General features: G+C 56.7%; 9 protein-coding genes. 2 read left to right on the forward strand and 7 right to left on the reverse strand.

Translation table 11 applies throughout. From position 1 onward, the window contains the following. Positions 1-29: 29 nt before the first annotated feature. Entirely contained in the window at positions 30-3,347 is a 3,318-nt protein-coding gene (locus RB2501_RS09595; RefSeq protein ID WP_083760707.1) for a SusC/RagA family TonB-linked outer membrane protein, read from the reverse strand. Positions 3,348-3,668: 321 nt separating this feature from the next. On the opposite strand from RB2501_RS09595, the gene RB2501_RS09600 reads away from it, so the two are divergent. After that, the gene (locus tag RB2501_RS09600; protein ID WP_041327163.1) at positions 3,669-4,505 is read left to right on the forward strand and encodes a sugar phosphate isomerase/epimerase family protein; all 837 of its coding nucleotides are present in this window, start codon (positions 3,669-3,671) and stop codon (positions 4,503-4,505) included. On the opposite strand, the gene RB2501_RS16015 is transcribed toward RB2501_RS09600, so the two are convergent. The 3 genes from RB2501_RS16015 to RB2501_RS09610 are packed head-to-tail and all read right to left on the reverse strand — an operon-like array spanning position 4,502 to position 7,373. After that, on the reverse strand, positions 4,502-4,900 hold the full coding sequence (locus RB2501_RS16015) for a hypothetical protein (RefSeq protein WP_148214334.1): 399 nt from the start codon (positions 4,898-4,900) through the stop codon (positions 4,502-4,504). The genes RB2501_RS09600 and RB2501_RS16015 overlap by 4 nt on opposite strands. Continuing rightward, a complete protein-coding gene (locus RB2501_RS09605) occupies positions 4,845-6,272 on the reverse strand; it encodes a sulfatase-like hydrolase/transferase (RefSeq protein ID WP_148214335.1) in 1,428 nt (475 codons plus the stop codon). Before RB2501_RS09605 ends, RB2501_RS16015 begins: the two co-directional genes overlap by 56 nt. 9 nt (positions 6,273-6,281) lie before the next feature. Further along, entirely contained in the window at positions 6,282-7,373 is a 1,092-nt protein-coding gene (locus RB2501_RS09610) for a glycoside hydrolase family 130 protein (protein ID WP_015754600.1), read from the reverse strand. Positions 7,374-7,534: 161 nt separating this feature from the next. On the opposite strand from RB2501_RS09610, the gene RB2501_RS09615 reads away from it, so the two are divergent. Further along, positions 7,535-8,404, forward strand: coding sequence for a M15 family metallopeptidase (locus RB2501_RS09615; protein WP_015754601.1), 870 nt, complete (start codon positions 7,535-7,537; stop codon positions 8,402-8,404). Here RB2501_RS09615 and RB2501_RS09620 read toward each other — a convergent pair whose 3' ends face one another. From RB2501_RS09620 to RB2501_RS09630, 3 genes are all read right to left on the reverse strand, one after another. Beyond that, positions 8,405-9,772, reverse strand: a complete 1,368-nt coding sequence (locus RB2501_RS09620; RefSeq protein WP_041327164.1) for a Gfo/Idh/MocA family protein — start codon at positions 9,770-9,772, stop codon at positions 8,405-8,407. Positions 9,773-9,859: 87 nt separating this feature from the next. After that, positions 9,860-10,969, reverse strand: coding sequence for a THUMP-like domain-containing protein (locus tag RB2501_RS09625; protein WP_015754603.1), 1,110 nt, complete (start codon positions 10,967-10,969; stop codon positions 9,860-9,862). A gap of 73 nt (positions 10,970-11,042) precedes the next feature. Next, a complete protein-coding gene (locus RB2501_RS09630; protein WP_015754604.1) occupies positions 11,043-12,143 on the reverse strand; it encodes an AI-2E family transporter in 1,101 nt (366 codons plus the stop codon). Between the last annotated feature and the right edge of the window lies 1 nt (position 12,144).

Consider the following 12,144-nt stretch of genomic DNA (forward strand, 5'->3'; position numbering starts at 1 on the left):
TTCTATTCATCTTCCTCATTCTTATAGAATTACAGTCCTATGTTCAGATTAAACAGGTAAGATGGCGTTACCGGGTAGTTACCTACGTCGATACCGAAAGTGGTATCGGCATCCCCACCAACCACCGGGTCGAGCCCGCTGTACTTGGTGATGGTCCAAACGTTGTTGGCGGATACCCCGAACTCAAGCCTTTTCAGGCCCAGGGAGTTCAGTACCTCGTCGTCGAAGCTGTACATCAGGGCAATGCGCTGCAGGCGGATGTAATCCCCGTCTTCCACATACCAGCTGTTAGCGGCACCGCTCGTAGACAGGTTGGAAGCGCTTTCCCAGATAGGTGCAGCGGCGTTGTTACCCAGTTCAGGTGTCCAGGAATTCAGTGCAGCTACCCCTTTGGCTGAACCTTCGAAGGTGCCGAAGAAATCCCGGAACCACTTGCTCATGTTGAAGATTTCCACACCGGAAACCCAGTTCCAGAATGTGTCCAGGGACAGTTGCTTATACCGCAGGTTGATCACGGCCCCACCGCTGTATTCTGGTACAGGATCGCCCAGATACGTCCGGTCGTCCGGCGTAATTACGCCGTCCCCGTTGATATCTGCATAACGGAAGCGACCGACGCCGGCACCGTCCTGGGTAGGGGCGGCATCCACTTCGGCCTGGGAGTTAAAGTATCCGGTTACCTGGTATCCGAAATACGAGGAGAGCGGACGTCCCACCTGGTTACGCGTCGGGAAGATCCCCCGGTAACCCGGGCCATCGAGGAACTCGATGCCCTCGGCAAAACGGACTACTTCGTTTTTCAGGAAGGAATTGTTCAGGGTAACGGTAAAGTACAGGTCTTCGGTGAGGTTGCCCCGTCCGATGATCTGGAAGTCTACCCCCTGGTTCAGCATAGCCCCAACGTTACGCGAGGGAGCCGCTGCATAGGCGCCGGTAACTGCAGGCAGCGGTACCTGGAAGAGCAGGTCTTCCGTATCCTTCTTCCACCAGTCGAGGATAATATCCACGTGGTTGTTCAGGATGGTGGCATCGAAGCCGACGTTAATCGTGGTAGAAGTTTCCCATTTTGCATCGGGGTTTCCGATACGGGAGGTGGCAAATCCTTCGTTGGCTCCACTGTTCTGACCGTCAATCGGATAAATGGTGTTTCCGATATCCAGGGCCGCCAGGGAGTACTGGTTGGCCGGGTTTACGTTGTTGGAGTTACCCATTTGTCCCCATCCCCCGCGAATTTTCAGGTCCTGGAAGATGCTTTGGTTTTCCATAAACGGCTCGGCGATCACCCGCCATGCCCCGGATACCGCAGGGAAGGTACCGTACCGGTTGTTTTCCCCGAATACGGAGGAACCATCCCGCCGGATTACCCCGGTAACGTAGTATTTCTCGTCAAAATTATAGTCCAGTTTTCCGAAAATGGAGCTGAAATTCACCCCTTTCCGGATAAAGCTCTGTACAACCGGGCTGGTAACCGTCTGCAGGTTTACATAGTCCAGGTCCGTTGAGAAGGGGTTGATACCCGATCCCTGGATCCGGCGTCCCCTGGCAGGTGTAACCGGTGTGCTGGCGCCTTCAATGGCCTCGATACCGGCCAGCACCTTCACGCGGTGCTTCCCGAAGAGTTGATCGTAATTAATGGTGTTGGTCCAGATCCACTGGAATCCATACTCCATTCCCTCGTTGAAGCTAAAGCTCGCCTGGGGCTCGGAATCCCCGAGGTAACGATAGTTGTAATCGCGGTTTGTAAAAGAGTTGTACTGGCCCCCGATGCTTGTGCGGAGGGTCAGTCCTTCAATCGGCGTAAGGGCGGCGTACAGGTTACCGAAAAGGTTTACGCTGAACGCGTCGTCATTGCCGCGGTCCTGGGCCAGCCGGCGTACCGGGTTCCGCGGGTTGTTGAACCCTGCCGCCCGGGTGGAGGCGTAGCTTCCGAATTCGTCGAATACCGGGATGATAGTCGGCATCCGGTAGGCGGAGAGGATCTCCGACTCGTCGTTGGCAATACCCAAACCGCCGTTTCCACCGGTTTGGCCGCGGACAGAGTTGTACGTGGCCTGGAAGTTCTCCCCGATCACCAACCAGGGCGTCAGGTCGAATTCCGAGTTAAAGCGGGCCGTGAAACGATCCTGCTCGTTTTCGAGCAGCACCCCGTCCAGGGACTGCATCCCAAGTCCGGCGTAGAAGCGTCCGTTCTCGTTACCCCCGCGGAACCCTACGCTGATACGCGTGGCGGGTGCCAGGCGGGTGATTTCCTTATACCAGTTAGTTCCCCGGAGATTCGGGCGGATCAAAAAGACATTTTCCGGATCGGCCTCGTAATTGGCGCGAATCTGCGCCAGGTCGATGTCGCTTTCGCTCACCCCGTTCTGCCCGTCTGCGTGCAGGTAATCCGGGAAGGTCGGCGTGGCGTTGGACCCGTACTGCGGGTGCGTATACTGAGGCGTGGTGCCTGTAGCCGCTGCGTTGTTCCGGTACGCGATATGCGTGTACTCGGCCATCTGCTGCGGGTTCAGCATTTCAGGGGAACCGGCCACGTTCGGATCGGTAACACCCGATTGGATATTGATGTTGATTTCCGTTTTCTGGTTCCTTCTACCGGGCTTGGTGGTATAGACGATTACCCCGTTGGCGGCACGCGCCCCGTAAATGGAGGCTGCAGCAGCATCCTTAAGTACGGTGGTGGTTTCGATATCGTCCGGGTTCAGGAAGGAGATGTCGTTGATCGGCACCCCGTCAACCACATAGAGCGGTTCGTTACCGCCGAATGCCCCGAATCCGCGAACACGGATCTGGCTGGCGGTACCCGGCTGACCGTTGGTTACAACTGTCACACCGGCAACCCGACCGGCGAGCTGCTGCTCGACGTTACCGGAAGGGATGGCTGCCAGTTCTTCGGCTTTAACGATGGAAACCGCTGCGGTTGTTTCCCGTTTGGTCTCCGTGGTATACCCCGTGACGATTACCTCGTCCAGGGCCTGTGAGTCTTCCGCCATGGTAACATTGACGGTGGAGCGACCGTTTACGGGCACGTTCTGCGTAACATATCCCAGGTAGCTTACCACGAGGACGTCATCCCCATCGGCTTCGATAGAGAAATTCCCGTCGAAATCCGTCTGGGTTCCGCGGGTGGTACCCTGCACCACAACGTTGGCTCCGGGTAGCGGGACTCCAAAGGAATCGACAATGGTACCCGATACGGTATTCTGTATAGGTACTTCTGCTTTCGTCGATGTTTTGGAATTGGCGCGCAATGACTGAATTCCTAAACATGAGAACATCAAAATGAACCCGAAGAAAACACCTACATACGAGTTGAGTTTCTTCGAATTCGAATCAGCGCTTCGAATCATAATGTTTAAGTTGTTAAGTTAGTTAAATGTTTGATTTACACTTGTTTAATTCGAGCTTGAGCCGCAAACGTTTTCGCTTGAACGTTAAAATAACCCAAAAACAGTGTTAATATTACTAAAATTCGGCCGAACAAACCGGGGGGTCGGATGTTTTTTTATCAAAAAACTTCTAATATGTTAAAATATGGAATGATATATTGCGGATATGGAAAATGCCTATTTTCACGTAATAAGCCCTGAATTGGTACGAAATCGGGACCCGGAACCGGGCTGCGATGTACGCGAAAGCCAGGTGGGCGGTAAATATAAAACTCCAAAAAAATGAGACGATTTTACAAGTTATTGATACTAACCGGATTGTTATTTGTGTCCGGGGGCTTCCAGGCAGGTGCCCAGGAATTCGGACTGCAACTCTACAGCCTCAGAAACCAGTTCAGCCAGGATGTGGAAGGTTCCCTGGCCCAAATCCGCGATTGGGGTATAACTTATATAGAAGGCGGGGGAACTTACGGGATGCCGCAGGAGGAGTTTATGCAATTGCTGGACAAATACGATTTGAAGGTAACCAGCATCGGGGCTTCTTTTGAGGAATTGGAAAAGGACCCGGCCTCCCTGATTGAAAAGGCCCGCGCCTTTGGGGCATCTTATGTTATGTGTGCCTGGATCCCGCACCGGGGCGATGCATTCGGGTTGGAGGATACCGAAAAAGCGATAGCCGTATTCAATCGGGCAGGCCGCATCCTGGAGGAAGCCGGGCTGCAGCTGGCGTATCACGCACATGGCTACGAATTCCGGCCGCACGGCGACGGGACCCTGTTTGACCTGATGGCGGAGCAGGCCGAGTATTTTGATTTTGAAATGGATATATACTGGGTGAAGCACGGCGGGGCCGATCCGCTGGAGCTGCTCAACCGGTATCCGGACAAGTTTGTGCTGATGCACCTCAAAGACCTGGAAAAGGGCGTCACCGGAAACACCAGCGGGCACGAAGACGTGGAAACCAACGTGGTGTTGGGAACCGGGCAAATCGACGTGGCCGGGCTGGTGCGTCGGGGTGCCGAACTCGGGATTCAATATATGTTTATTGAGGATGAGTCGTCACAGGTACTCGAACAGGTGCCCAAAAGCCTGGAATTCCTACGCGGGTTGAAGGACTAATCGATTTTCTCCAGGACGAGCCGCTGCACATCCCAGCGGGCCCTGTCCGGAAAGGGGCCGGCCCGGAGCCGGAGTGTATCCGTCCCCTGCCGCAATTCCAGCCTACCCAGGGGCAGCTTGCGAAAATCCCTGGCATAGGATTCAATGCGCGGGACGCGGTCTTGTTCCGCACCGTAGATCTCGCTGTCAAATGCGGACCGAATTTGCGTTCCGGTCATATCGCCCCCGGACGCTATCCGTACCGGCAGGCCGATGGCCGTTTCGGGGCAGGCGTAATAGCAGGAGATTTCATAGGTGCCGTCGGACAACACCTCCACGGGCCAGTACACCAGGCCCGCTTCATTCTCCCATCCGGTAATGTAGCTCGCGTTCGGGTACTTGTTGCTCCTCCGCAAAGGGGGTAGTACCGTGGCGTCTCGAGCCGGCAATACTGTTCGGCCTGCCCCGGGATACCCGACGGTGAAGGGGCGCTCCGGGAAATCCTTCGGGACCTCGGATGTCAGCCAGGCCGCTTTGGCTTCCACAAGGGAATCGTATGCCTGGGGGTGCTCCCCGGATACATCGGTGGTTTGCCCGGGGTCCCTGCGCATATCGAATAACCGGTTTTCGGCATCCAGGCGAAAATCCCGCGACCGCAGGCTCAAAGCACCATTCCAATAATTGTATAAATAACCATCCCTTTGAAAATTTGGTTTCCCGAGTACTGCGGCACTCAGTCCTGCCCGTCCCAGGATGACCGGGTTTCCTGAATCCCGGACAACCCGACAAGCGTGGGGAGCAGGTCCACGCTACCGCCAAGGGAGCGGACCGGAGCCCGGCGGGAATGCTTCCTGGCCAGCTTATCAGCAGGGGCGAGCGGACGCCTCCCTCGTCTGTACTGCCTTTCCGCCCCTTCATCCCCCCGTTCCAACGAAAACTATTGGGTCCGTTGTCCGATAAAAAGACCACGATAGTTTCCCGCCGGGTACCGGACTTTTCCAGGAATTCCACGACCTGGCCGACATTCGCATCGATGTTTTCCACCATGGCGAGGGCCGCCCGGGTGAATAGCGTGTCCTCCAGTTGCGGTTCCCGGTGCCGCATCTCCAGCGGGCGGTTTTGCAAGGCATCCCAATAGGGGTCGGGAACCTGCATCGGGCTGTGGGGCGTGTTGTGGGAGAGCACGGCCAGGAAGGGTCGCGGATCCGGGGCACCCATAAATTGGATGGCCCGGGCGGTAAGGTCGTCGGCCAGGTATCCCTCCCCCCGGACGAACTTTCCGTTATGCTCGAGCTCCGGGCTGAAATAATGGGCCCAGTGGCCGGAGGCAAATCCGTAAAATTCATCAAACCCGCGAAAGTTCGGGTGGTACGGGGGCTGCGAACCGTTGTGCCACTTGCCGAACAGGCCGGTCCTGTAACCCGCGTCACGAAAGACATCGCCCAGGGTGGGCACGCCCGGATCCATGCGTTCTCCACCGGCGGAAGTGCTGTAAACCCCTAGCGCGGCTGCATAGCGACCCGTCAGGATTTCGGCCCGGGTAGGCGAACAAACCGGCTGGACGTAGAACTGCTCAAAGCGCGCCCCGCTTATAGCCAGGGAGTCGAGATTCGGCGTGCGGATATTGGAATTGCCATTAATGCCCAGGTCGCCCCAACCCTGGTCATCGGTGAGGACTATAAGGATGTTCGGGGGAGGGGGGATTGGTTCGCTTTCCTCCGGGGCGCATCCCGACAGGGCAAGTATCAGGATGAAGCACCGGGCAGCCATTAATAGTGTATGCTCCACGGCTGTAAGTTACAATTTTTGGTCGCTGACGGCTACCCCTACCATTGAGTCTGCCGTGCCGTAATACAGCAGCCAGCGGCCTTTATAGCGCACAAGCCCTTCGATAAATGTCGTCCCTGCCTGGTATTGTCCGCTCACCTCGTGGGGGAGGCTGGGGCAGATAAAGGGCGTTTCCAGCCGCCTTAGAAACCGGGCCGGGTTCTCCCTGCTGAAGAGCGCCTGCCCCCCGCAATAACTGCCTTCCGGGGTTTCAGAACCGGCCCCTTCACCACTCAAATTTTTACCGTTATACAGTAGCAGAATGCCGGCATCTGTGTAAAGGGCCGGGGGGCCGGGTTCTGTCAGGTGGCTGTCAAAGCGGCCGGTGGTCGGTACAAACGGCTTGATCAGGTCGCCATTCCCATCGGTTAGCGGTGTCCAGTCCTTCCCGTCTTCTGAAGTCGCCACATTGACAAAGAGTTCGCCCCAGTACATGTAGTATTGGCCGTCGATTTTTTTGGCAACCAACCGCCCGTCGCGGAGCTCGGTTACCACCGAACCCGATTTGCTCCAATGGTCCAGAAAGGCCCCGCCATGGGCTTCCTCGAAAACGGGCCCGTGTTTCTGCCAGTGGACCAGGTCCGGGGAGGTGGCGCTGGAGAGCCGGGCGACATCCCGGTTCCAGCTTGTGTAGAGCATCAGGTAGGTGCCGTCCTCGAGTTCAACTACCCGCGGGTCTTCCACGCCTCCGGGATAGTCCCATTGGGTATGCACCCCTGGCTGCGGGTAGAGCACGGGGTCCGGATAGCGCGTGAAATTCAACCCGTCCGTACTCCAGGCCAGGCCAATCCGCGAAGTGCGTTCCCCCAGCCGTGCCGTCGGATCGTCTTCGGCCCGAAACAGCAGAAATACCGTGTCGTTACGGACAACCGCCCCGGGGTTGAATACATCGGCCTGCTGCCAGCGGACCTCGCGTTCCGCCATGGGGCAGAAAAAGCGGGCGGTGGAATCGGGCTCCAGAATGGGGTTTTTCTCAGGTTTCTCAAAACCGAGTAGCCAGGGCTCCTGGGCCGGAAGCACAGCGCAGGAGAGGCACATCAGGATGAAGGAAAGTTGTTTCATGGTGGTACTTGGCGCTATTTTTCAGATATTCGTGTTTATCGGAAGGGCGGCTTCCAGAATTAAAGATACAATCAAATTCCATTCGCACCAGACCCCGGCCGGGATTGCCTGTAAAATAGCATCGGGACCTGCGCATGCCGCAAAACCAAAATTAAACGACCATGAAGAGAACATACCACCTCCGCGTTGCAGGCCTGCTCCTGGCAGCGGGCCTTTTGGCAGGGATTTCCTGTGGCGAAACCACCCGCAGAGAGTCGGCTAACAAACCCGAAGCAGGCGAATCGCAGGCTTTGGAAGGCGAATCGCAGGCAATGGAAGGTGAATCGCAGGCCGGGGAGGGCGAAATTCAGGCCGCGGAGGGCGCAGGACCCCCGGAAACGGACGCAGCAGCCGGCGAGACCACATGGGCCGGCGGGGAGGCAACCGGAGTGGGGGAGCCGCAATCTGCCCCCAATCCGCCTTCCCTGGAGTCCCTGCCGGACACGACGTTTATCCGTCTGGCGGATTACAGCGATGCATTCGCCTACGACCTGCGCTATGCGACGGATAACAATTTCCTTGGGGAAGTAGTCTATCCGTGCGGGGAGTGCTATACCCGGGTCAAAACCGCCAGGGCCCTCCTGGCCGCAAATGCAGATTTTCGGAAGCAGGGCCTGCGCATCCGGTTTTTTGATTGCTACCGGCCCAATTCCGTGCAATACAAGATGTGGGAATTGGTGCCGAACCCGCAATACGTGGCCAACCCGGAAAAAGGGTCCATCCACAATAAAGGCGGGGCAGTGGACATCACTCTGGAAACCCTGGAAGGGGAGCCGTTGGAGATGGGGACGGACTTCGATTTTTTTGGCCCGAAGGCCCATCACGATCACACGAATTTGCCGGAGGCCGTGCTGGAAAACCGGAAAATACTCAAAGAAACCATGGAATCGCATGGTTTTTTGTCCATACGGACCGAATGGTGGCACTACAACCTACGGGCCGCCGTCAATGACCCCGTGGACAATTTCCAATGGCCGTGCCCGTCGTCCTGATCAGGCGCCGCTATACGGGTGTTCCCAGCCTTCCCGGTAAGCCCGCTTCAGCAATGCGCTCGCTTCGGGGTCGCCCGGGATGGTTTTGGCCGAAGGGTCGTATGTAAGTGGCCGTTCCAGCTTTTGGGACAGGTTGGCGATGATACAGCTCGCCGAGGAGATATGCCCTTCTTCAATATCCGAAAACGGCCGGGTGTTGCTCTCAATGGCCGCCAGGAAATTGATCATGTGCCGGCGGGTGGCCGGCACGGCATTCAGTTCAATATCGGCCTCATTGACGTCTTCCGGGAATTTCTCGCGTTCGTAAAGGACATCCCCGTGAATGGGTTCCCCGTCTCCCTGTGGGGTAAAGTCGTATTGCATCGTACTGCCCACGAGCGTGCCCTTTTCCCCGTATATCCGAAATGCCCAGGGATACTCCGGGTCCGGGGGTGTGCCCCAACTGCGGTGCTGCCAGTGGACATCGAAATCGTCGTATTCAAAGACCGCCGACTGGGTGTCCGTGATATTCGACTCCCCGCCGGTCTGGACAAAGATACCGCCATGGGAGGTAATCCGGTTGGGCCACCGGAGGTCGAGCATCCAGCGGACCGTGTCGAGCATGTGCACGCACATATCCCCCATGATGCCGTTCCCGTATTCCATGAATGTACGCCACCACCTCTTGTGCGGCAGGCCGTCGTAGGCCCGCATCGGGGCGGGGCCCGTCCACAATTCGTAGTCGAAGAAATCCGGTACTTCCTGCACGGGCGGATCGCCGTTGGCGCGCATGTGGTAATAGCAACAGATTTCTACATGCCCGATCTTCCCGAGCATCCCGGTGTCGATGAATTTTTCCTTGGCATCCTGCAGGTGGGGGGTGCTCCTTCGCTGAGTGCCCACCTGTACGGTCTTGTTGTAATGGCGTGCAGCGGCCAGGATGGCCTCCCCTTCCAGGACGTCCACGCTGATGGGTTTTTGCAGGTAGACGTGGGCCCCCTGTTTCATCGCCTCGATGGCGGTCAGGGCATGCCAGTGGTCCGGGGTGCCGATCAGTACAATGTCGAGCTCCGTTTCGGCGAGCATTTTCCTGTAGTCGCTGAAAAGGCGGGGTTTGCCCATGGCGCCTGGCCGTTCCATGGTGAGGCGCGCGGCTTCTTCCAGCATCTTACGGTCCACGTCGCAGAGGGCCATCACTTCCACCGGGGCCACCTGCATCAGCCTCCAGAGGTCCATCTTGCCGTACCACCCGGTGCCTATCAGGCCCACTTTCCAGGGCTTATCCCGGTAGATCATGTCCATGCCATAGGTTCCCAGGCTGGAAAGGATGGCAACAGCGGTAGCGCCTTTCATGAATTTTCGGCGGTTGATGTAAAAGTGTGGTTCCATGGAGATCGGTTTGGTTTGTTTCAAGTTGATAGCGCCCGGTTTCGACCCGGGCTGGATTCTAAAGATATAAAATTGTCTCTTATGCAGCTATACAGCCTCGGCCGCCAGGACCCGTAACGCGTCGTCTGCCGCCCGGACAAAAAACAGGTAGGTGTTGCCGCCGCTTTTGATACGGTTGCGCTTGCGGATCCGGGCCACGTCCTCCGGGAAATTCCGGCTGTTTACATGCCCTTCGCGGTAGGGGAGCCTGCCGGGTTTGTACGGGTGGTTTTCCAGGATGCGAAAACGCCTGCCCGGATAGGGGATAAGCTTCTCCGAGGTGTAGAGGTGGGTATGCCGGTGGAGTTTCCCGAGACCGTACCGCGTGCCCGCCAGTTTAAAAGCCCCGGCTTTCAGCAGGGCGGCCCCGGGCTCATACAGGTATCGGGCCGGGAGGGCGAGCTGGCTGTCTGCGGATGCCTCCTCGTCCGGGTGGAAGCGGAAGGGCGGATGGCCGTCGGACAGGTCGCTGGCATGGATTCGGGGTCCGTCGGAAGCCGTACTTCGTATTACCCAGAGGAGCTCCTTCACCTCGTTTTTAACGGCTACCACGTGGATTTCCGCTACCTGCCGGAGAGCCTTCAGGCCCGCAGAAAGATCCAGCATGGGCGACGTTTTTACGAGCAGGTTATCCGAGACTCCCAACAGCAGGTCCAAATTCCCCGGAATGTCCGGGGCGTAATCCTCCAGGCGGATTACCCGGCCTTTCTTTGCATGCCGCCGGGAGGGGTCTGCGTAGATCCAGTCCGGTAGGCTGCTGCCCGGTTGGAGCCCCCGGAGGTAGTCCAGGCCGTCCCCGGGATGGACGCGGATATTCGTCGCGCCGAGCTGCCGGAAATTATGGGCGGCGATTTCCGCGAGCCCTGTGTCGATTTCAAAGTAATCCACCCGCTGCGATTGCCGGGCAAAAAAATAGGCATCCACCCCGAAACCCCCGGTGAGATCAACGAGCCAATTGCCGGATATAAGGCTCGCTTTGTAGCGGGCCGTCGCCTCCGAAGAGGCTTGCTCCAGGTTCAGTCCGGGCGGGTAGTAAATGGCGTTGGCCCGGTGCCAGGAGGGGAGCTTTTCCAGGGTCTTTTTCCGCCCTGCAACCTGTTGCGCCAACTCCTGTGGGGTGACCCCGTCAAAAGGGCTGGATTTTAAGGCAATTGACAAAATGTCAGCCTTTAAATTATTTTTAATAAAATCCTGTACACCAGTATTTAGCAGGCTTTTATTCAAATCGATGCTATAAGTTTTTGGTCAGGCTGCGAACCACCTTGTTTTCGGCCAGGAATTCCTTCAAAATTACCTTGATTGCCGTGTAACCGGGTACGGCTACGATCATCCCCATCACCCCGAATAAAAGCCCCGCAATAATGATGACCAAAAAGATCTCCAGGGGGTGTGATCGCACGCTATTCGAAAAGATTACTGGCTGCGAAAAGAAGTTGTCCACCAGCTGGCCGATGGTCAGGCCCAGAAAGACCCAGCCGACGTCCGGCAGGATCACTGAACTGAAATCCGAGCCCAGGTTGCTGGTCATCGTCAGGATGATCATGATTACCCCCCCGATAATCGGCCCGACATAGGGGATGATATTAAAAAGCGCACACAGGAAGGCAATCACCACCGCGTCTTCGATACCCACCAGCAGCAAGACCACTGTGTAGATGACGAACAGGACAAAAATCTGGCCCAACAACCCGACAAAATACCGGGACAACAGGCCTTTGATTTTTTCCAGGGATTGGAGCACCCGGCCCTCTTTGTCGTCGGGCACCAATGCTATCAGGCTATTCTGGAACAGCCGGCTGTCCTTGAGGAAGAAAAATGCGATGAACAGGACGGAAAACAGCCCGACGCTCAGGTTGCTCAGCAAGCCAACTATGGAATTCAGCATGTCCGGGATAAATCCGATATCCAGCCCTTCCAGAACGTTTTTTTCCAGGTCGGTTTTCTCGATGAGCGCATCGATTGAGGCCGGGGAAGCCCCGAAGTACTCCGTGATTTCCAAATAGAGAGAATTCAGGTCCTTTTGCAGTTCTTCCATGTCGAGGAGGGAGAGGTTTCTGCCCTGTTCGGTGATGACGGGAATGAACAACGCAATGATCCCCGCGAGCAAACCGATCATCAGCAGGACCACCACGACTACTGCCAGCGTATTGGGAAATTTCAGACGCTGCCGGAAAAATAACACCGCCGGCCGGCCCATCAGGGCAACTACAGCTGCAATGAGTACATAGGCAATCACCGAGCGTATCAGGTAGAGGAAATAGGCCACCAAAACAATCGCTGCAAGGATGAAAACTGCCCTGAGAACCCCGTTGGCAATGGTTTTTGCGCGCATT

The sequence above is a fragment of the Robiginitalea biformata HTCC2501 genome, from assembly GCF_000024125.1.
Lineage (GTDB): Bacteria > Bacteroidota > Bacteroidia > Flavobacteriales > Flavobacteriaceae > Robiginitalea > Robiginitalea biformata.